Annotated in this window: 19 protein-coding genes and 1 tRNA gene; 12 read left to right on the forward strand and 8 right to left on the reverse strand. The window is 61.6% G+C overall.

All coding sequences use genetic code 11. The annotated features are described in order from the left end of the window. Window positions 1-101: 101 nt before the first annotated feature. The 5 genes from G410_RS0107275 (at window position 102) to rpoN (ending at window position 4,414) form a co-directional block, all read left to right on the forward strand. Window positions 102-719 (forward strand): ribonuclease D, encoded by a 618-nt coding sequence (locus tag G410_RS0107275; RefSeq protein WP_022672995.1) that lies wholly within the window; start codon window positions 102-104, stop codon window positions 717-719. Between the two features lie 57 nt (window positions 720-776). Then, a complete protein-coding gene (locus G410_RS15975) occupies window positions 777-1,502 on the forward strand; it encodes an LPS export ABC transporter periplasmic protein LptC (RefSeq protein ID WP_022672996.1) in 726 nt (241 codons plus the stop codon). A 12-nt stretch (window positions 1,503-1,514) separates the two neighbouring features. Then, window positions 1,515-2,051 carry an LptA/OstA family protein gene (locus G410_RS0107285; protein WP_156851915.1) on the forward strand — a complete coding sequence of 179 codons (537 nt, stop codon included), beginning with the start codon at window positions 1,515-1,517 and terminating at the stop codon, window positions 2,049-2,051. 121 nt (window positions 2,052-2,172) lie between these two features. Then, complete coding sequence (gene lptB, locus G410_RS0107290; RefSeq protein ID WP_156851916.1) at window positions 2,173-2,943, forward strand: LPS export ABC transporter ATP-binding protein; 771 nt, start codon at window positions 2,173-2,175, stop codon at window positions 2,941-2,943. A gap of 46 nt (window positions 2,944-2,989) precedes the next feature. Beyond that, window positions 2,990-4,414: an RNA polymerase factor sigma-54 gene (rpoN, locus tag G410_RS0107295; protein WP_022672999.1), complete on the forward strand. Its 1,425-nt coding sequence runs from the start codon at window positions 2,990-2,992 to the stop codon at window positions 4,412-4,414. 51 nt (window positions 4,415-4,465) lie between these two features. On the opposite strand, the gene G410_RS0107300 is transcribed toward rpoN, so the two are convergent. The 4 genes from G410_RS0107300 to G410_RS0107315 all read right to left on the reverse strand — a co-directional run bounded on the left by G410_RS0107300 (window position 4,466) and on the right by G410_RS0107315 (window position 7,107). Continuing rightward, on the reverse strand, window positions 4,466-4,657 hold the full coding sequence (locus G410_RS0107300; RefSeq protein ID WP_022673000.1) for a DUF1328 domain-containing protein: 192 nt from the start codon (window positions 4,655-4,657) through the stop codon (window positions 4,466-4,468). Between the two features lie 60 nt (window positions 4,658-4,717). Then, on the reverse strand, window positions 4,718-4,900 hold the full coding sequence (locus tag G410_RS0107305) for a DUF5818 domain-containing protein (protein ID WP_022673001.1): 183 nt from the start codon (window positions 4,898-4,900) through the stop codon (window positions 4,718-4,720). A gap of 14 nt (window positions 4,901-4,914) precedes the next feature. Beyond that, window positions 4,915-6,030: an alanine dehydrogenase gene (ald, locus tag G410_RS0107310; RefSeq protein ID WP_022673002.1), complete on the reverse strand. Its 1,116-nt coding sequence runs from the start codon at window positions 6,028-6,030 to the stop codon at window positions 4,915-4,917. Between the two features lie 84 nt (window positions 6,031-6,114). Next, window positions 6,115-7,107 carry a peptidylprolyl isomerase gene (locus tag G410_RS0107315; RefSeq protein WP_028971184.1) on the reverse strand — a complete coding sequence of 331 codons (993 nt, stop codon included), beginning with the start codon at window positions 7,105-7,107 and terminating at the stop codon, window positions 6,115-6,117. An 80-nt stretch (window positions 7,108-7,187) separates the two neighbouring features. Between G410_RS0107315 and G410_RS0107320 the strand changes: the two genes are divergently transcribed. The 7 genes from G410_RS0107320 to G410_RS0107345 all read left to right on the forward strand — a co-directional run bounded on the left by G410_RS0107320 (window position 7,188) and on the right by G410_RS0107345 (window position 12,445). After that, window positions 7,188-7,277, forward strand: a tRNA-Ser gene (locus G410_RS0107320). 136 nt (window positions 7,278-7,413) lie between these two features. Then, window positions 7,414-8,559: a tyrosine-type recombinase/integrase gene (locus G410_RS0107325; protein ID WP_022673004.1), complete on the forward strand. Its 1,146-nt coding sequence runs from the start codon at window positions 7,414-7,416 to the stop codon at window positions 8,557-8,559. Beyond that, complete coding sequence (locus G410_RS17970; protein ID WP_156851891.1) at window positions 8,543-9,034, forward strand: hypothetical protein; 492 nt, start codon at window positions 8,543-8,545, stop codon at window positions 9,032-9,034. Before G410_RS0107325 ends, G410_RS17970 begins: the two co-directional genes overlap by 17 nt. Window positions 9,035-9,097: 63 nt before the next feature. Then, window positions 9,098-9,292 carry a helix-turn-helix domain-containing protein gene (locus G410_RS18455; RefSeq protein WP_084489057.1) on the forward strand — a complete coding sequence of 65 codons (195 nt, stop codon included), beginning with the start codon at window positions 9,098-9,100 and terminating at the stop codon, window positions 9,290-9,292. A gap of 1,170 nt (window positions 9,293-10,462) precedes the next feature. Beyond that, entirely contained in the window at window positions 10,463-11,047 is a 585-nt protein-coding gene (locus G410_RS15980; RefSeq protein ID WP_022673006.1) for an HD domain-containing protein, read from the forward strand. Between the two features lie 25 nt (window positions 11,048-11,072). After that, window positions 11,073-11,540, forward strand: coding sequence for a hypothetical protein (locus tag G410_RS0107340; protein WP_022673007.1), 468 nt, complete (start codon window positions 11,073-11,075; stop codon window positions 11,538-11,540). A 113-nt stretch (window positions 11,541-11,653) separates the two neighbouring features. Further along, entirely contained in the window at window positions 11,654-12,445 is a 792-nt protein-coding gene (locus G410_RS0107345; RefSeq protein WP_022673008.1) for an alpha/beta fold hydrolase, read from the forward strand. Window positions 12,446-12,577: 132 nt separating this feature from the next. Here G410_RS0107345 and G410_RS0107350 read toward each other — a convergent pair whose 3' ends face one another. The 4 genes from G410_RS0107350 to G410_RS0107365 all read right to left on the reverse strand — a co-directional run bounded on the left by G410_RS0107350 (window position 12,578) and on the right by G410_RS0107365 (window position 19,190). After that, a complete protein-coding gene (locus G410_RS0107350; RefSeq protein WP_162604082.1) occupies window positions 12,578-13,318 on the reverse strand; it encodes a hypothetical protein in 741 nt (246 codons plus the stop codon). A 223-nt stretch (window positions 13,319-13,541) separates the two neighbouring features. Continuing rightward, the gene (locus G410_RS0107355) at window positions 13,542-14,459 is read right to left on the reverse strand and encodes a Kiwa anti-phage protein KwaB-like domain-containing protein (protein WP_022673010.1); all 918 of its coding nucleotides are present in this window, start codon (window positions 14,457-14,459) and stop codon (window positions 13,542-13,544) included. Then, on the reverse strand, window positions 14,452-15,063 hold the full coding sequence (locus G410_RS0107360) for a hypothetical protein (RefSeq protein ID WP_022673011.1): 612 nt from the start codon (window positions 15,061-15,063) through the stop codon (window positions 14,452-14,454). The genes G410_RS0107355 and G410_RS0107360 overlap by 8 nt, the downstream gene beginning before the upstream one ends. Window positions 15,064-15,167: 104 nt before the next feature. Beyond that, complete coding sequence (locus tag G410_RS0107365; protein ID WP_022673012.1) at window positions 15,168-19,190, reverse strand: hypothetical protein; 4,023 nt, start codon at window positions 19,188-19,190, stop codon at window positions 15,168-15,170. Between the last annotated feature and the right edge of the window lie 533 nt (window positions 19,191-19,723).

The raw sequence follows: 19,723 nt of genomic DNA on the forward strand, positions 1-19,723 counted from the left end.
GCCAACCAAGGTTGCCATGATGGCGGCTCTGGGCCAAAGATCACCGCCCGTCCGCGTCCCACCTCTCTCCTCACTCATCTGTTATATAGGATATCCCCGCCTTGGCCGTGCATTTTCACGAAGAAGACCTGCCCGATGGCGTCCTGGAAACAGGCGATCTGGCCGTCGATACGGAAACGATGGGCCTGCGCACCCCGCGGGACCGATTGTGCCTGTTGCAGATTTCCAATGGCGACGGGGATGAGCATCTGGTCCGTTTCAACCCCGGCTCCAGCTACGATGCGCCCAATCTGAAGCGCATCCTGGCCGATCCGGCGCGGGTGAAGCTGTATCATTTCGGCCGATTCGATCTGGCGGCGATCCAATATTATATGGGGGTGACGGCCGCGCCGGTGTTCTGCACCAAGATCGCCAGCAAGCTGGTGCGCACCTATACCGATCGGCACGGGCTGAAAGAGCTGGTGCGCGAGATGCTGGGCCAGGACATATCCAAGCAGCAGCAGTCGAGCGACTGGGGCGGGCCGCAGCTGAGCGATGCGCAGAAGGATTATGCCGCATCGGACGTGCGCTTCCTGCATCGTCTGCGCGAGCAGTTCATCGTCCGGCTGGAACGCGAAGGGCGCATGGAGATGGCGCAGGCCTGTTTCGATTTCCTGCCGATGCGCGCGCAGCTGGATATTGCCGGATGGCCGGATGACGATATTTTCGCCCATAGCTGATCGTTCCGGCCGGGCTGGTCCTGCGCGCCATGCGCCTGCATCGCAAGGTGCCGGGGCATGAGCAACCGCGCCGACCGGGAACGATCGAAGCGCAAGCAGTTCGCCGCGCCGGGCGGTTCGTTCGACCGGGTGATCGCGATATTGCGGGTGGCGCTGCCATCCGCGGTCGGCGCGCTGGTTGCCGCCCTGCTGCTGCTGCCCCTGATCAGCCGGGATGAAAGCGGCTTCGTGCTGGACAAGGACAAGGTGGACCGTGCGCCCGAGCGGCTGGAGGCCAAGAACGCGCTCTATCGTGGCAGCGATGACAAGGGCCGCCCCTTCGCGCTGAGTGCCGGCAGTGCGCTGCAGCGCAACGCCACCCCGGGGCAGGTGCAGCTGGACAATCTCTCGGCCCGCCTGACGCTGGACGATGGCCCCGCCTCGATCCGCGCAGGCAGCGGCACATATGATATCGAGGCCCAACGAGCGCAGATCCCGGGGCCGCTGATGTTCGAGGCGGAGCCGGGCTATCGGCTGACCACCAGCAACGCCACACTCGCCTTCGGTCCGCAAACGCTGGATGCCACCGGCGGCGTGACGGGCAGCACCGATATCGGCACGTTCAAGGGGGATCGCATGAAGGCCGATCTGGCCAACCGCACGCTCACCGTGTCCGGCAATGTATCCGGCAGCACGCGGCTGGGCCCCTTCACCGCGCAGCGCCTGACGGTGAATCTGGCCAACGGCACCATCGCGCTCGATGGGGATGCAAAAGTGCGCGTCAATCAGGGGCAATTGCGCTAGGGACCGGTCATGATGAAGCGTATCGTTCTTTTTCTGACCGGCCTGGTCGGTTCAGCCCTGCTCCTTTCCACCGCCAGTGCGCAGGTGATGGCCGGGCACGACAGCAATGCGCCGGTCAGTTTCAACGCCGGCCGGATCGAGATTCAGGACCGCGCCGACCGAGTCGTGCTGACCGGCGGCGTGCTGGTGACGCAGGCCGGGCTGAGCCTGCGGTCCACCCGCATGACCATTGCCTATAGCAATGCCTCGGGCATCGATGTGAACCGGATCGACGCGACCGGCGGCGTGGTGATCACCAAGAGCGACGAGCGCGCGACCGGCGACGCGGCGATCTACGATCTGGATCGGCGGCTGATCACGCTGGTCGGCAATGTCACGCTCACCCAGCGCGGCAACCGCCTGAATGGCGGGCGCGTGGTGATCGATCTGGATAGCGGCAAGGCGGTGATCGACGGCAGCGGCGCGGGCGGCGCGGCGCCGGAGGGGATCGAAAGCGCCGGCCCCGGCCGTGTCACCGGAAGCTTCACGGTGCCGCAGCAGGGCCAATGAGCGCGCCCGTTCATCGACTTAGCCCTTGATGCTTGCGCCGCGCCGCCGCATGGCCTGAACCATGCAAGATCCTCCTGCGATCCAAGAGCCGACTGCCATGGACCAAATATCGAGCCAGAAGATGAGCCGCGCCGTCCGGCCGGAAACGGCGATGCAGGAAGATGCGCTCGACAGCGGACTGGCCGTCGTGTCGATCGCCAAAAGCTATGACAAGCGCCAGATCCTGTCGGATATTTCGCTCTCGGTCGCGCGGGGCGAGGTGGTCGGTCTGCTCGGCCCCAATGGCGCGGGCAAGACCACCTGTTTCTATTCCATCATGGGGCTGGTGAAGCCGGACAGCGGGCGCATCGTGCTGGATGGTGAGAATATTACTGGCCTGCCCATGTATCGGCGCGCGGTGCTGGGCCTCGGTTATCTGCCGCAGGAAACCTCCATTTTCCGCGGCATGACGGTGGAAAAGAACATCCGTACCGTGCTGGAGATGGTCGAGCCGGACAAGAAGGTGCGTGACGAGCGGCTGGAGCAGCTGCTCGGCGAATTCGGCCTGACGGGCCTGCGCGCATCGGCCGCGATGGCACTGTCGGGCGGCGAACGGCGGCGCTGCGAAATTGCCCGCGCACTGGCCGCCGATCCTTCGATCATGCTGCTGGATGAGCCCTTCGCCGGCATCGATCCGATCTCCATTGCCGACATCCGCGATCTGGTGGCGGATCTGAAGAAGCGCGATATCGGCGTGCTCATCACCGATCATAATGTGCGCGAGACATTGGAAATCGTGGACCGTGCCTGTATCATCTATGACGGGCAGGTGCTGTTCGCCGGATCGCCGGAGGATCTCGTCGCCGACCCCAATGTACGCCGGCTCTATCTGGGCGAGGGCTTTGCCCTGTGATCCATAGGCCTGTGACCAACAGCGTTTCGAGAGACAAGCATACGTCATGAATTCCCTGGGACCGAGGCTCGATCTACGCCAGTCCCAGTCGCTGGTCATGACCCCGCAGCTGCAGCAGGCCATCAAACTGCTCGCGCTGTCCAATCTCGAGGTCGAAGCCTATCTGAACGAAGCGATGGAGCGCAATCCGCTGCTGGCGAGCGAAAGCCGCGGGCCAGAGGAAGAGCGCCGCATTGCCGACGCGCCGGCGGAGACGCGCGCGGATGAGGGCGTGGACCCGGTCGAGGCACGCGGCGACAAGACCGAAAGCTACAGCGCGCCTGGCACCGGCGGGGCGTTGCCATCGTCGGAGCCGGGCGAAGGCCCCGATTTCGATCGCATGGCCGCGCCGGAGGCGACCTTGCACCAGCATCTGGAAGCGCAGGCGCATGCCAGTTTCGGTGCGCTGGACTGCCGCATCGCGCTGGCGCTGATCGAGCAGATCGACAGCTGCGGCTATCTGCGGGAGAAAACCGACGTCATTGCCGCGCGGCTGGGTGTGGATGCGGTGCATGTGGAACGCGTGCTGCAGGCGGTGCAGCTGTTCGATCCCACGGGTGTCGGCGCGCGCGATCTTTCGGAATGTATCGCCATCCAGGCGCGGGAGGCGGACCGTTATGACCCCTGCATGGCCAAATTGATCGATAATCTGGAGCTGCTGGGCAAGGGTGATTTTACGCGCCTCAAGCGGCTTTGCGCGGTGGATGATGATGATTTTGCCGACATGGTTGCCGAGCTGCGGGGATATGATCCCAAGCCCGGCAGCCGGTTCGACAGCGAAACCCTGCCGCCCGTCGTACCTGACGTGTTTATCCGGGAACGTGCGGATGGCTGGCGGGTGGAGCTGAACGAAGCCAATCTGCCACGGCTGCTGGTGGATCGCCAATATCAGGCCGACCTGGAGGCTGGCGCGGACAAGGCGACCAAGAGCTGGATCGGCGACTGCATCAGCGAGGCGCACTGGCTGATCAAGGCGATGGACCAGCGCCAACGCACCATCATCAAGGTGTCGAGCGCGATCCTGAAGCGACAGGAGGCGTTTTTCCGCAAGGGTGTGACCGCACTGCGCCCGCTGACCCTGCGGGAGGTGGCGGAAGATATCGAGATGCATGAAAGCACGGTCAGCCGGGTGACCAGCAACAAATATCTCAGTTGCCGGCGCGGCGTCTACGAACTGAAATATTTCTTCTCCAGCGGCGTGTCATCTGGCGACGATGGAGAATCGGCGAGCGCAGAGGCGGTAAAAAGCCATATCGGGCGGCTGATCGATGGCGAAGATGCCAAGAGCATCCTGTCCGACGATCGCCTGACCGAATTGCTGAAGGAACAGGGATTCGAAATCGCGCGCCGCACCGTGGCAAAATATCGCGAGGCGATGGGCCATGGATCTTCGGTGCAAAGGCGGCGGCAGAAGAAGATGGAGGGTCTGTAGGCCGCGCTGGCAGCGCTAGCCTACCCTTTGCTGCCCATACATGCGGTCGCCTTACATGCGGTCGACGGTGTCCTTCACCTTTTTGCCAGCCATCAGCCCCAGCACCAGGAAGACCACGAACAAGATCATCGCGATCACAAACAGCGCGATGGCAATATTGACGAACGCACCGGATACGCCGCCAAATCCAAAGATGGCGGCAACAAGAGCAATGACGAGGCAGATAAGAGCAAGTTTGATCATGGTCAGACAAGTCGCGACGGGAGCAACTGGTTCCGGCTAGTGGGGTTCTGCGTCGCGATATTATCCAACGTCCGGCCCAATGGCATGCACCTGCAGTACGTCGGTATCGATCGCCACGCCGGCCACGCGCACACGCTTTTCCACCAGATCGACGGGCGTGCGGCCAAGTTCCAGCCCCCAGCGTGCGCCATCATCGGCCCGCAGCACGAAGCCCCCGGCACTGCGCTTCAGCGTGCCATGCAAGGTGATGCTGTCGCTCAGGCCAGCGCGTCCGCGACTGGCACATAATCATAGCCCAAATCCTCGGCCACCGCCTGATAGGTGACCGAACCGTTCCACACGTTCAGCCCCTCGGCCAGATGCGGATTGCGGCGCAGCGCTTCCTTCCAGCCCAGATCGGCGATCTTCAACGTGTGCGGCAAAGTGACGTTGTTCAGTGCATAGGTGCTGGTGCGCGCCACCGCGCCCGGCATGTTCGCCACGCAATAATGCACCACGCCGTCGACCATGTAGGTTGGGTCATCATGGGTGGTGGCCTTGCTAGTCTCGAAGCAACCGCCCTGATCGATCGCGACATCGACCAGCACCGCACCCGGTTGCATCGTCTTCAGCATCTCGCGCGTCACCAGCTTGGGGGCGGAGGCGCCAGGGATCAGCACCGCGCCGATCACCAGATCCGCCTGCGCCACGCATTCGACCAGATTCGCACGGTTCGAGAAGCGGGTGACTGCCCGCGCCTCGAAATAATTGCCGAGCTTCTCCAGCACTTCGGGATCGCGATCGAGAATCGTCACCTGCGCGCCAAGGCCCGCGGCCATCTGCGCGGCGTTAAAGCCGACCACGCCGCCGCCGATCACGGTGACATTCGCCGGCGCCACACCGGGCACACCGCCCAGCAGCACGCCGCGGCCGCCATGCGCCTTTTCCAGCGCGCTGGCGCCGGCCTGTACGGACATCCGCCCGGCCACCTGGCTCATCGGCTTCAGTAGCGGCAGCTGACCGCGCTCGTCGGTCACTGTTTCATAAGCGATACAGGTCGCGCCGCTGGCCACCAGATCCTTGGTCTGTTCCGGATCGGGCGCCAAATGCAGATAGGTGAACAGGATCTGCCCTTCGCGCAGCATGGCGCGCTCCGCCGGCTGTGGTTCCTTCACCTTCACCACCATCTCTGCCTGGGCAAACACGGTCTTGGCATTCGCAACGATGGTCGCGCCGGCTGCCTCATATTCATGATCGTGCGAGCCAATGCCTTCGCCGGCGCCGGTTTCCACCATCACCTCATGCCCATGCACGATCAGCTCGCGCGCACTCTCGGGCGTCAGGCCTACGCGATATTCATGATTCTTGATTTCCCGGACGGTACCAACGCGCATGAGGGGCTCCTGCAAACTCGGATATAAGACGCGTGTCTTAGCGAGGCGCCAAACGGAAAGCGACTCCCAAGCTGTTACTTTGTTTCAGTTTTCCGTAACTTTCCGAACGGGCACGGGGATGTTGCAAATATCCGCCCCGCCTGCGGGAACGTTGAAGAACGGATCGCGCCGGTTTGCGCGCGCATCGGCATAGCGTTCGAAGGTGGCGCCTTCTGTGGAAAGATATTGGAATTTCGGCTGCGCAGCCTGTGGCAGATCCGTGGCCAGGCGCGCCGAGACGATCGGCACGCGCTGCGCAGGATCTTCGTAGAAGCCAAGATCGCCCGTGCCCCGCGGCAGGCTGGAAAGATGCTCCATCCCCTCGATGACCCGTCCGACGAGCGCGATGTTGCGATCCAGATGCCGCGGTGCCTGCCCGATCACGGTGTAAAGCTCGGCCCCCGTGCCGGTATCGGGCGAGAGATTGCGGCCGACACCGACCATGCCGTAGCAATGGACCGGCCAACTGCTTTTGTCGTCCATCCCGAGTGGCCAGCCTTCGGAAAACTTGACCTCTGATGCATAGGCATCGCGCTGGACCCAATGTTCGAGCCGGTGCTGTTCGGCCGAAGCCAGCGCCTCGGCGCGCTCTTCAGCAGTCATCTGGACCGGCAACTCTCTCAGCGTGATATGCGTAAATGCGACATACGCGCTCTCCGGCACCGTTGCCAAACCACGCGGTAGCGGCTTTTCCTCGCTCGCATCGCCCCACTGCACGACATAATTGTCCTGCACGCGGTTCACGCTGGTCCCGTCCCACCAATGCGCGGCCGCCAGCTTGCGGATATTGCCCACCCACCCTTGCGAATAGGGCGGCGGCATCAACTGGATCACGACGCGGCGTGGTTTGCGGTCACGATCTGCCGACAGCTCCATTACCAGCAAATCCTCCGGCGCGATCGCCACCCATTCGGACGCAGGCGCCTGTGCCACGATCTCTCCGGGCGATGGAGACGCAGCCGGCGCGCCCTGCGCAAACGCTCCGAAGGACGGCAAGGTGAGGGCGCAAATGAGGGCGGCGAGGCAATGTTTTTTCATGGGTGACAGACTGACACAAAGCAGCGGCTTGCGAAAGCACGCTCAACCCATTAGAGGCAGCCGCTTCCAGCCGGAAATGCGGAGCGGTGGCCGAGTGGTCGAAGGCGCACGCCTGGAAAGTGTGTAAAGGGGCAACTCTTTCGTGGGTTCGAATCCCACCCGCTCCGCCATCTTTTAATCCACGAAGATGCGTCAACGTTCAAAAACGTTGAAAATCTGGGCACTTTGTCGCTGTTCCATTCCGCTGGCGTGCGTTGACATTCCCACATATCCGGCTGATGGTGTGGGCATGAAAGTGGGTAGGCATTGAGTGGCCTCACCGCCATGGCGGTGAAGAATGCGTCCAAGCCAGGCCGTTATGGCGACGGCCGCGGTTTGATGCTGGTAGTTTCCCCATCCGGTACGAAGAGCTGGATCTTGCGGATTCAGGCCAACAAGCGGCGCCGAGACTTTGGGCTCGGGCCTTTTCCTGACATTAGCCTAGCGGAGGCGCGCTCGCGAGCCGACATCTATCGGTCTGCGGTTCGGCTGGACAAAGACCCCGTTGCAGAGCGTCGTCTGGGCAATGCCGTTCCAACCTTTGCCGAGGCTGCGACATCAGCTCATGCGGAGCAGAAGGCGGGCTGGAAGAACGGTAAGCACCAGGCGCAGTGGATCTCGACGCTCGAACGATACGCATTTCCTTCTATCGGCAGCGTTCCGATTAATGAAGTGGGGATGCGTGATGTCCGAGACTTGTTGTCGGCAATCTGGCTGTCAAAGCCGGAGACGGCAAGGAGAGTGAAACAGCGCATTGGCACGGTCATCGATTTTGCAGTCGCAAAACAATGGCGAGACACTGAATTGCCGATGCGCGCGATCCTGAAGGCTCTGCCAGCTCAGCGCAAACGGGTGATTCATCATAGATCGATTTCCTATCAAGCATTGCCGGGCTTTTACCACGCTTTGAGCGGGAAAAGCTCGATGGGCAGGCTGGCATTGCAGTTTGTAATTCTTACCGCTTGTCGATCTGGCGAAGTCCGGGGCGCTCGCTGGGACGAGGTGGATATATCCGCGAAGCTGTGGACCGTTCCTGAAGAGCGGATGAAGGCCGGACGGCCCCACATTGTCCCGCTTAGCCAGCCCGCGATTGATCTTCTACGACACGTAAAACGGCTTGGATATTCCCATACTGATCTGATATTCCCGGGGCAGAAGAGAGGTTCGATGCTTTCGGACATGACTTTACTGAAGGTGCTGCGCGATAAGAACCTGGATTTCACGGTCCACGGGTTTCGCTCGACCTTTCGTGACTGGGTGGCAGATACCACCGATTACCCTGCCGAGGTTGCAGAGGCCGCTTTGGCACACACGATCGCCGATAAGACGGTGGCCGCTTACAAGCGGACAGCTTTCCTAGAAAAACGAAAAGTCCTGATGGATGCCTGGGGCGCATATGTCACTGCGCTTTGAAAGCTATCATAAACGAAGAAAATTGTGGGATTTAACGCAGGAAGTGCACTCATACCAAGCGCTCGAAGCTCTCGAACATGGTGATTTGGAGCCATTAGCCGCGTATATTGAGCAAAAGGGCGGAATGATCGACCACTGCGTGACTGCGCTCTTAATTGATTGCCTGAGGCAGCATGGGACATCCAGCTTTCAGCTTCTATCAAAAAAGCGTGTCAGAGGAAGTAACGCAAAAAAAGCGCCGATTGAGGTGCTTGAAAGAGCAAGCGACATCCGCCGCTGGACATTTGAATATTGGGATCGTCGGCAAACCAAAGAAACGGAAAAGTCGATTTTTGAAAGTTTGGCAGAAGGCGAAACGGTTAATGCTCGTACGATCCGCGAAGCCATACAGGCCTCTTTGAAAAACGAAAAACTTCGTGAGCTTTGGGAGCGGCGAACGAGGGCGTTAAATGCGTTGAAAAAACGATCTTCGTAATTTCATCGAACGCTGAGTTCTCATTGGGCATCATTACGTCTCCTAATAAGTTTGGAGATACACATGGACAGGAACGTAAACCCATTAGCGCATTCAATCTTGGATGTTTGTGAATTAACCTCGCTCAGCCGTTCGAGCATCTATGAATTGATCAACCGCGGTGAGCTCGAAGTGATATCAATTGGTAGGCGCCGTCTTGTTCTGGCCAGATCGGTCGAGAAATTGCTTGGCATAAAGAGCGGAACCGCGGGCGAATGACCACTCGCGCGACGTCCATGGACTTTGGATCCACGCTTGCGCAGAAATCAGCGGATAAAATTGCGAATGTCCTATGGGACTCGCGCGCGCGTAAAAGACTCAGTTCTCAGTCCATCTTGATAGGTCAGCTTGGGCGATGGTCGTGGTGATGATCAGCTACCAGCTTGAGGAGCAGGAAGTGGGCGAGCTGATCCAAGCCACAACCTATGCCATTGTAGCTGGGCTGGCGCTCAACCGGATGATTACCATTGCTTGGGAGCTTACCGGTGTGACAGACGCGCGCCGCGCTACCGGTGTGTTTCTCAAGCTTGCTTGTGAGGCCCTGCGCCGAGGGGGGCATCCTTCGGCATACATCTATGTGATCGAGAACGGAACCAAACTGGGTCTGCACGCTCACGTGCTGATGCATGTGCCTCCTTCAAAGGCACGATGGTTTGGGTACCGTCAACGCAAATGGCTTGGGTGCGCCGGAGGTATCTGGTGCAAGGGGTTCATTAAGACCAAGCCCATCGGTGGAAGCTACCGACTTGCTAATTCGTCCGAGCGCTATCTAAGCAATTTAGGACGGGTGCTGCGGTACTGCCTCAAGGACTCAGATGAGCAGTCAAGGCGCAGATACGGCATTCGGGCCAAGCCAACGCGAGGACCAGTCTCAGGGAGACGATGCCAAATCTCGCGCAACCTTTCAGCAAGTTCCCGCGAGGCTGCAAAGCGGTGCGGTAAATCGCTATAACCCTTTCTCTAAGCCCCTTATTATAGAGTCTAGAAGAGGGGTGAGTGACTGCCGTCCGGATGTTTGGTGGTAGATGTCTCAAACGGGTATCGGAGGTTGAATACCAGATCCATTTAGCATGCCGAGAAAGACCTATTTGGGAGAGCCTAATAAATATGTTTGACCCGAATTTCACCTTGAAGACGTCCTGAATTTAAACTTTCTCATGTTAAAAAAAGTACAAATACGGGACAAAAGTTTTGGCACATCAATGTTCGTGGACATTCGCCATTGCTTATACTCGTTGCAGCGTTTATCTCGGCTATGCCGGATGCCTTTAAAGGCTTCAGCAAATCTCAAACAGGACGATCATCTCGTCCGGCCGGGAACGTTTATGACGTTCTCCCGACTGGACGGGTAGAGGTCAAAAGACGCTCGGCTTTCCAAAGGAAATACCGATGAGCGAACACGTCCTTTCATCTGCGCTAATACGAGCCGCTGTTTACGCCGCCGACCGCCACTGCGGACAGACCCGAGGTGACGGGGTTACCCCGTACATAAACCACCCCCTAGCCGTTGCCAGCATATTGCGGAACGATGGCGGGATCAGTGATCCAGACACGCTGGTTGCCGCATTACTTCATGACGTAGTCGAGGATACGAACGCTACGATCGATGAGGTTCGAACACTGTTTGGCGAAGGGGTCGCCGCCATTGTCGCGGAGGTAAGCGACGACACCTCTTTGCCGCGTGAACAGCGAAGGCGTGAGCAGCTTGGCAAGATTAGATTGATGAGCCCTGGAGGCCGTCTGGTGAAGCTTGCCGACAAGATAGCTAACTTGCGGGATTTGCAGAGCAGCCCTCCTAGGGATTGGAGCATGGATCGACAACTTGCATATGTGTCATTTGCTTGCGCTGCCGTAAATCAGCTTCGCGGCACGCATGCTGCACTCGAGCATATATTTGATGAAGTGGCGGCTGCCGGTGCCGATTGTTCGTCGGACGCTTTTGAAATGCTGAAAATGGGTACGTCTTGTGATTAGCGCACAGTCGCCGCGATCGCCGTACATGCAGATGTTCAGAGACGAACTTTCTGAGCCGAGCATTCGGTTTGAAGAGACTAATTATCTAAAAAACCAGCTGAGGCACCATCGAGCCGCCTTCAAGAGTTTATGCGATGGAGAGGTTGCACATCAGGTTCGCTGCGCGATCAACCGTCTCCAGCGGATCAAGGCTTCCGGCGTTTATCAAGAATGGTGCTGCCGATCCTTGTGGGACGAGATGTGCGTCGAGGAATTTATCGGGCCCGGTGAGTTTCGTCCGTTCATGGAACCAGACGTTGCGAAGATAGTGAATACGCTGGTCAGCAGAATCCCCCGACATTTGGTAGAAGCCATGCACTGCTGGCTGGACGACGAGGGGCCAGTCGAGACCGGCTCAATGAACTTAATGCTGATCACGGACGCCATTGATCAAGAGCTTTGGAACCGTGCGCTTCTGCGCGGCGAGAGAATGCATGAGATCCGTCTCCTCTGACATACGCTGCAGTGACTGCAATTGGGCCGGAAGCGGACCATCCGCTCTTGGCCTCACCTTCGGCAATATAGACATCCACGGGCCCATAAGTCGGTGTGAGACGTTACCGTTCCATGACCATGCATTTCACGCGCACGGGGCGCGGAAAACCCCTTCTTCTCGTCCACGGACTGGGGGCTACCTGCGGCTCGTGGGATACGATCTCGCCTGCGCTCTCTCAAGTCAGGGAGGTAATCGCCGTGGACCTGCCTGGCCACGGGCAGACGCCCGAAGAGGCCGACAGCGGCACGTTTGGCGGGCTAGCGCGCAGTCTGAACGACTGGCTCGGCACGGAGAATCTCACAGGTATCGATATGGTTGGCAGCTCGCTGGGTGCGCGCTTGGTGCTCGAGATGGCGCGGCGCGGCCAAGCGGGCGCGGTTGTTGCACTGGATCCTGGCGGCTTCTGGAAGGGGTGGGAGCGCACCTTCTTCAAAGCCACCATAACACCATCGATTGCTCTGGTTCGCGCGCTGCGACCGGCGCTTTCTGCCATAACCAAAAATGTCGCAGGCCGGACCGCGCTCATGGCCCAGCTCTCAGCAAGGCCGTGGGCGCTCGATCCGGCGTTCGTCGCGCGTGAACTAAAGTCATTGGCTAATACGCGCACCGTCAATTCGCTTGTGAAGGATCTCGCCAATGGGGCAATGCAGGAGGGCCCTGCGGAAACGGCTGCGCCCGTTGTCATCGGCTGGGGACGCAAGGATCGGCTGTGTCTACCGCAGCAGGCGGATCGCGCGATCAAAGCCTTCCCTGAAGCGACGATGCACTGGTTCGAGCGTAGCGGACACTTCCCGCTGTGGGATCAGCCAGAGGAAACCGTCCGCGTGATTCTGGACGCTAAGAGCATCTCGGAATCGAAATAATATTGCAACTGGCCGGTTAGCAAATCGAGGACCTATGCAGGGGCTAGTCCCATTGTAAGTTCCTTTGTTGGGCCGTATGCGGAATTACCGCTTGTAGGTCGAGATCGAGAAAACTCATCTTTTCGGTCGAACCTAATGAAGCGGATCGTGGACGATGGCCGGATGGTAGTGACCGACGATACAGTCGCTTGGCAGATCGTCCGGAATGCTTAGCGCGGTGCCAGCCCATGGGCTGCCCGAATGGCTCTCCTGATCGGGTAGTTGTTCGCAGAATGCCCGCTCCACCATCATCCCCCCAAACTCACGTATCAGCCGCTCGCGCATCAGCGTCATAGGGATATCGCAGATAAGCACTGTTGGGCGGCCGATCGACTTGAGTACCCGCTTCGCCTCCCACCGGTCGACGACTCTCATACCCAGACAGAAGAGGTATTCGCTGCCGTAGACGAGGTAATGGCCGCAGCCGCCAGTTCTGGTGACGAGGCTTCGCTCGTCGGCGCAGAAATAAAGGACGCCCTCGCGGCCACCCTCCGGCCTGCGCGCGCCAATGTCGTCGATCGCGGCGGCCAGCCGCTCCTCGGTTGCGCCGCCGAGGGCTCCGCCCAGGAATATCGCGCGCGCCCGGTCCTCAACCTCGCCAGCGCGAAGAATGCGCAGGCCGCGTTTGTAGAACTGGCCGACGTCGTCGGTGCGGGTCCCATGCGCCGCCCTGAACGCACGATAATCGCGGACCAGCCGCGTCGCGACTAGCTCCTTCATGTCCACGGCCGTACCGGTGACGCGCATCACGATCTCGTCAAGCCAGCCAAGGTCGTCGGAGACGACGTATTCCGGCGGGTTGCGAACGAACTCTGCGGTGACGTCTTCGGTCACGACGTCCCCGACCATTCGCCAGAAGCGGTTCCGCCAGCGATCGACGAGGGGGAACGATAACACATCCTCGGGGGGCAGCGGGCGCGAGTCTTGATCCTCGGCGATCTCGCGATCCTCGTAACCAGGCCTCATCGGGCCAGCGTGCGGACATAACGACCAACGGTAACCCACGCCGTTTCCTAGCCCATGCTTGCCGCGCGAAAGGCTGCCGGGCCGCTGCCGGTCAAGCCACCGCCTCCGTACTCTGCACATCGTACATTTGCATCGACAGTCGGGAGTCGAGACGGTGATCGAGCAGCGCCTGGAAGATGTCACGGCACGTCTCGGGCGTGGGCACGATGCGACCGTCGTCTGCGAACGTAATGGTCAGGCCCATCGCCGCGCACTGCGCACGGAGGTTCTGCATGAACTCCGCGCTGCGGAAATGCCCCTTCTCGCGTATCGCTATCGCCCGCCGAAGGTGGATCTTGTTTGCACCGACGAATTCAGTGATGGCGGCGACATCCGAGAATATGTCGAGGAAATCGGGTTCGGCGACCAGCTCCTGAAAGGCCTCGACGTGGCCCGCGCGATAGGCGAGGACAGACTCGAACCTTCCTTTGTGAGAGACGAACACCTCGCCTCCGAAGACGAAGAAGTCGAAGAACGGCTCTAGGCTGAAGGCAGGGCGATCGTCGATGTCGAGCTCCTCGTCCTCAAAAACGACGCGAAGGATTCCCGCCGTTCGCCTGGTGCTCCACGTCGCATTGGTCTTGCGCACGGCAAGTAGGACGCCATCCGCGGTCGCGAATCGTAACATGTAGAAGTCGGCGTTGGCGATCTGCTTAAGCTGCCTCACCTTCAGCTTCTCGACCGGCTCGGCGGCCTGGCCGTCGACTAAGGCGATGTGCGTCTCGTCAGCTCCGAGCGTCAGAACGCTGCCCTCGTTGTTCTGCGCGAGAATCCCGTACTCGATGGTCTCGGTCACGGCCTGAAGCGCTTGGGAGACCGCCCCCCTCAACGATGCCGCCAAGTCGTCCGTGATGCCGACCCACCGTCCGTTGAAGACAGGAAGTCCATCCCGGGTCGACTTCTTGTAGACCCAGACCGTAAGATCCGCGGCGGCCAGGTCGAAAGCCTTCAATCCCGCCAAGTCAGCCATTGGTCTCTCCCTCTTGCAGCTCGCGAAGGATCATCACATCTTGTAGGCTGCCCTTGCGATAGACTTTATCAGGTTCGACCTCGCCGCGAAACAACGCGCGTCCCAGCCTAGGCTTGTCTATCCCGATGAAACTATACTTGATTTCGTACAGCCGCCAGCCGAACACGATCAGGATCGGGTTCATTACGATCTGCCCAGACCGGTAGGTGATCCAGAAAATCCAAAAGAAGAACACCGTGAAGCCGAGCAGGCGCGTAGGTGACCCGTAATCGAGACCCATGAAAGATACGATGTAGGGCATCGCGTAGTTGATGAGGTCGGCCGGAATGTGCTTCGCCTCCGCCACACTCACTTGGCGCGGCGTCCCGATGGCCCCCAACGTTAGCATTGTGAGGATGAGGCACGCGATTCCGACCACCACCGTGCCGAATGCCCACCACGGGTGCATCAGCGGCACGACGCAGCTTTCGCCGAACCACGCCGACGGCGGACAAAACCCCCGGCGTACCGCAACCGGATCGACGTCTTGGACGAGGAGCACTAGCCCGAGCGGCAGGTAGGAGCCCACATAGAGGGCGAAGGCCGATGTCGTCCTGAGTTGCATTCCACCTCGCACTGTCGGTTCGCGTGACGCGACCCCGGCGGGAGCACTATACCCCGCATCGGCCGCACGAGGCAATTTCACATGTGACGAAAAGTCCGCTCGGGCTACTCGCTGATTTCTCGAATAGCTTCCCTGACCGACGTCGCGGCAGAAGCCGCCACGGCCGACATCGCGGCACTCAGGACTGCGGCGACGCGTGGCCACCCGGGTACCGTGCCTGTCGCCGCTGCGCGGATCGCAGGCACTGTCACTCGTGGCGCGACCAGCTGTGCTGGACTGTCGCACCTTGCCAACCACCCATCAGTCACCACGTCCGAGAACTCGCGCGCGACGAACATGCCCAGCCCGGGCTGGCGAAGGTACCGCGCCGCCACGGAGTGGCAAATGAGCAGCTTCTCCGGCGTTAACACGGCTTGGAGCGGAGCAAGGAGAGTAGCAAGCAGGTGCCCCTCCCATGTCCCATTCCCGGTAAGGATCCGAGAGGCGGCCTTCTCGCTTCCGGTCAGCAATCGCTCCAGATCCTCGAGCATAGCGCGGGCTCCTGCCGTCGCCTCGCACACGGGAAGGTCTACAAGCCATCTTGCAATGGGTATCGCTTCGGGTGCCCTCCTCGCCAGCAGTGGAACGATGCGCGACAGCAACCGGACCTTTATCATCTCGCTCGTACGCGCGGGCGGCTCACCAGGCGCCTCGTCAAGACGGCGACCCAGGGTCTCGCGTCCAGCGGCCCGCTCCGCTTCCGCGAAGGTGATTGCGCGCGCTTCACGCACCGCGTCGAGTGCACTGTCGGCCACCTCCAGAGTGTCGACGGCCAAGCGCGCGAGTGGAGCGCCCTGTCCTAACTGCGCCAGCAGGTCCTCCGCGCCGCGAAGCCGCCCCGCCAACCGCGCGGCGATTGGCCAGGGTGCGGGACGCAGCATGTCCAGTTCCACCATGATCAGTATAAAGAGATCGAGGTTCGCCGGCGTCTGGCCACCCCATCTCAGCTCCTCCATCGCACTCGCCGAACCGAACACCCGCCGCAAGTCCATGGCTTCCGGGTCCGGGACGGCGTCGGGTTTGAGACTGTACGCGATCGTGTTCACGACCTGGGACCCGAACTGGCGGACGGACACGAGCGGCTCCGGCGGCATTGCCCGGCCGTCCGCCACGAGCAGGTCGGTGGCATCGCCAAGTCGATCGACCGCCTCGGGGGTGCATCCGGCGAGATGGAGCGCGATGGCTTGATCGAACAACAGCCCGATGCGCCGCACCGGTGGCTCGGCCGGATCCAGGCTGCCTATGGCGGACAGGAGGCGGTCAGCCGCGAGCGTCCAGTCCCCGGCCTTGCCAGCGGCGAAGCCCGCATCGCGCAGAACGTCGGTTCTCCACGACATGGTCAGCGGGAAGGCGCCTATCGCGGTTTCGTAAAGAGGTAGCGCCTCAGGCGCTCTTCCTTGCCGCGTGAGAACCCGTCCCTTTGCCGCCAGCACGCGCGGCGACTCCCCCATCGCTGCGGCGATCCCGTCGGCCAGCGTCAGCGCCCCCGCTGGATCGCGCAAGTTCTCATCGACGACTCGGATTCTTAGCGGTGCCGCCGCCGACGCTAGCTCGGGGGCTTCGAGCTCGCCCGCGAGCCGCTGCGCCCGCTCCAGCGTCGCCGCCAGCAGGGTCCAACGGGGCTCGGGGCGGCTGGCCTCGCCGAGCCAGACGCGGTCGAGCGCCATCGCGGCGGCCTCCCCGTCGCCCGCGTATCCGCGCAGGGCGACCGCACGGTCATCGACGTCCATGCGCTCGATCAGGTCCAGAAGCCTAGCGAGCTCCTCCGCGTCGGTGACGACGGGGATCAGCGCCATGGGCAGGAACGCCGTCAGATCCGGCCACCCAGCGTCATCCGCCGCGGTTCCATCAGGCAGTACGAGGCCACGCATGCTCTCAGCGACTCGCTCGCCCACCCGAGCGAACCGGACCCCAATCGTTAGACGCCGCTCGAGCGGCAGCCCAGTGGGCTTCTGCAGCACCTGCCAGAGCAGCAGTAGGTGAAAGAATTCCTCGCCTACGGCCGACCGGGTAGGCTTGACTTCCGCCTCTTCAAAGGCTCGGTCAAGGACGGCGTTCAGCCTTTCGCAGTCTCCGATCTCCACGGCGATGCGGGCCTGCAGGACCCGAAAGGCAGCCGTGTCGGCTGGCTCGGGAAACGGGGGCGAGATCCCCTCGCCAATCCCGAAGTAGGTCAGCATCGACGCCGTATCGGCGATCTGGCCCCAGACCTTTTCCGACGCTTGGAGCAGCGAAGGCAGCAGGGGGATGATTGATGCGGCCGTGCGACCCAGCATCGCATGCGTCGCGAGTTCCATTACGTCGGATGCGAACATGCTGCCTGCGCGCAGGAAGGTAAACGCGATGCCCCTGTGCATGGCGACCGCCCAGTCCTGCCCGCGGGTGTCGTTGCCAAGGTTGCGCAGCAGCGGCGACTGTCGGAGATCGCCGGATCCCATGCGCTCGAGCCATGGCCCGGTCAGCCGGTCGATGACGTCGCCCGGCTCAGCGATCGGCGGGTCTATGCGCGCGACCGCCATGAGCCGCTCCCTGGGCGCGCGGCCGAGTAGAAGGCTTACGCGGGCCAGCAGCTCGCGATCATCAGGCGGTCGGGTCGCCACGATACTGCGCGCTTCGGCCCTGGCATCCAGAATTTCCGGCGGAGTTACCACCAGCTCGGAGATGCTTATTGGCGGGAACCTAGCATCACGCAGCGCGGCAACGCGTGCGTCGACCAGCTGCGGGTGCCCGCTCGTAGACGCATGGAGGATCTTGGACCAGTCGACCGCCAGCTCTTCGGGGCAACCCGAGGCGAGTAGGTGCTCCCGGATATCGTCCTGTTCGAATGCGGGCGCCGCGAACGTGCGCGACGTGTCGAGACCGAGCTGGGCTGCCAGTCGGGGAGGAAGCGGGCCGGAGGCGGTCACAAAAAGCGCACCGCCCGTTCGGGCCTGCACGGAGAGCAGGTTGCCGAGCGCAGCTTCGAGCGTCCGCGGATCACCCGTAAGGGGCAGGTCGTCGAGCACCACGTTTTCCGGGCCGGCCTCCAACAGCCGCGTCGCAAGTGACTCGATCCGCGCGCGCGCGCCAAGCGGCGGGATGTCGCGGAGATCGACCCAGGTGACGGGCCGGGCGGAGCCTATCGCCGCCAACGCGAGACCGGTCTTCCCCATGCCTGTCGCGCCGTGGATGAGGACGGCACCCGCAGCGCCTGCAGCGGAGATGCGGCTCTCGAGCACAGGCCTGGCGTGCCGGTTCGGATTTGCGATGGGCGGAGCACCGAAGGGCTCTGGCGCTACAGCCATCGTCGCCGCGCCGGGCGCGCCCTTGGTGAATGCCTGCATGAGCGCGAGCAGCTGCGCCTTGGGTACCGCCGTAGTGCCGGCCGCATCGACGATCCTCAGTAGGTCCCCCCGGCGGAGCACCCGCGCGCCCTTGGTGGTGGCTACCCGCCATACCTCCAAATGCAACGCGTCGAGCGCAGCTAGCGCCTCCGACGAGCCCAGACCGCGCGTTTCGCAAAGCTCGACCAGCTTAGCCTCAACGGTGCGTCGCAGATCCTGCCAGTCTGGCCATCCGGTCACCCACTCGATGGGCGTCACGATGCGGGAGATGAATTCCTCATGAGTGGCGGTGCCGAGCCACCCGCGCATCGTGGCCGGCAGTGTCGCCTGATCCTGCAGGAAGGACTGGATGCCAGCTGCCAGTCGCCCCGCGCCGAGGCCTGTCGGCGCAGCCTGGATGAGCCGCCATGCGTCCAAACCGCGCTCGTCCAATCCAAGCGGCCGGCCGTTCTCGCGTCCCACGCCCGAGGTCGTAAGGAACCTGAAGCGCACGGCCGTGCCCATGTTGCGCTCGAGGTGGCCCCAGAAGTTGCCGATCGCCTCAAGCACGCTCTTAGAGCGAAGGGTGACGTTGCCCGAACCGGCCGTGTCTTTCACCTGCTCAGTCGTGGCCGCCTGGAGCCCGATCTGATCTAGGTCCTCGGCACCCTCGAGGACCAGAATCTCGCCTGCGGCCAAGTCAAGCCAAGCTTGGATGCTTCGAAGCATTTGGTACGAATAGCCGCGAAGGGAGTCGACCGCCTCGCGCTCGACGGACCCGATCAAGGGCTGGGGATCAGGTTCTTCCACCTGCCTTATCTAGGTCAATCCTCCGTAGTTTCAGCCTTCTCGTTCAAACTTTCCGTGTTCCAGCGCCTGTCGGCCTGGCGACGGTAACGCCGCAGCTGCAGATAACGTCGTTCCAGGCACGACCCGGCAGCGGTGGCGAAGCTACGCATGTGGTGCTATTGCGGAGCAACCGCTGGACGCGGCTTGCCTCCAGCTGCGCACACGCGTTTGCCGAGGGGCGGAATGATTTAGGTGGCGAGCCTGGGATTTCCGCGCGACTTAAGCTGTGAAATCCCAAGCGTAGAAGTCTGTGACAGCATTGCGTTCGATCAAACGGCGGCTTTTGGATCGCGGGAGATGGCGCCTGAACGGCGGATATTCGAGCGCAGCTGCTGCCCCAACCTTCATCAACAAGCGTCGGCTTATCGCGTTTAGGCATCTAAAAGCGCCCACCAATGCTGAATCAACGAACGGCGGCTTTCGGGCTTGACCAACGGCTCGGCGAACGACCGGGAATGGGCGCAAAGCGG

Source organism: Novosphingopyxis baekryungensis DSM 16222, assembly GCF_000420305.1.
GTDB lineage: Bacteria > Pseudomonadota > Alphaproteobacteria > Sphingomonadales > Sphingomonadaceae > Novosphingopyxis > Novosphingopyxis baekryungensis.

Excerpts from the sequence above, each read along its gene's own strand:
- G410_RS15975 (WP_022672996.1), top strand. The coding sequence starts at position 777 with ATGAGCAACCGCGCCGACCGGGAACGATCGAAGCGCAAGCAGTTCGCC.
- G410_RS0107285 (WP_156851915.1), top strand. The coding sequence starts at position 1,515 with ATGAAGCGTATCGTTCTTTTTCTGACCGGCCTGGTCGGTTCAGCCCTG.
- lptB (WP_156851916.1), top strand. The coding sequence starts at position 2,173 with ATGAGCCGCGCCGTCCGGCCGGAAACGGCGATGCAGGAAGATGCGCTC.
- rpoN (WP_022672999.1), top strand. The coding sequence starts at position 2,990 with ATGAATTCCCTGGGACCGAGGCTCGATCTACGCCAGTCCCAGTCGCTG.
- G410_RS0107300 (WP_022673000.1), bottom strand. The coding sequence starts at position 4,657 with ATGATCAAACTTGCTCTTATCTGCCTCGTCATTGCTCTTGTTGCCGCC.
- ald (WP_022673002.1), bottom strand. The coding sequence starts at position 6,030 with ATGCGCGTTGGTACCGTCCGGGAAATCAAGAATCATGAATATCGCGTA.
- G410_RS0107315 (WP_028971184.1), bottom strand. The coding sequence starts at position 7,107 with ATGAAAAAACATTGCCTCGCCGCCCTCATTTGCGCCCTCACCTTGCCG.
- G410_RS17970 (WP_156851891.1), top strand. The coding sequence starts at position 8,543 with ATGTCACTGCGCTTTGAAAGCTATCATAAACGAAGAAAATTGTGGGAT.
- G410_RS18455 (WP_084489057.1), top strand. The coding sequence starts at position 9,098 with ATGGACAGGAACGTAAACCCATTAGCGCATTCAATCTTGGATGTTTGT.
- G410_RS15980 (WP_022673006.1), top strand. The coding sequence starts at position 10,463 with ATGAGCGAACACGTCCTTTCATCTGCGCTAATACGAGCCGCTGTTTAC.
- G410_RS0107340 (WP_022673007.1), top strand. The coding sequence starts at position 11,073 with ATGCAGATGTTCAGAGACGAACTTTCTGAGCCGAGCATTCGGTTTGAA.
- G410_RS0107345 (WP_022673008.1), top strand. The coding sequence starts at position 11,654 with ATGACCATGCATTTCACGCGCACGGGGCGCGGAAAACCCCTTCTTCTC.
- G410_RS0107355 (WP_022673010.1), bottom strand. The coding sequence starts at position 14,459 with ATGGCTGACTTGGCGGGATTGAAGGCTTTCGACCTGGCCGCCGCGGAT.
- G410_RS0107360 (WP_022673011.1), bottom strand. The coding sequence starts at position 15,063 with ATGCAACTCAGGACGACATCGGCCTTCGCCCTCTATGTGGGCTCCTAC.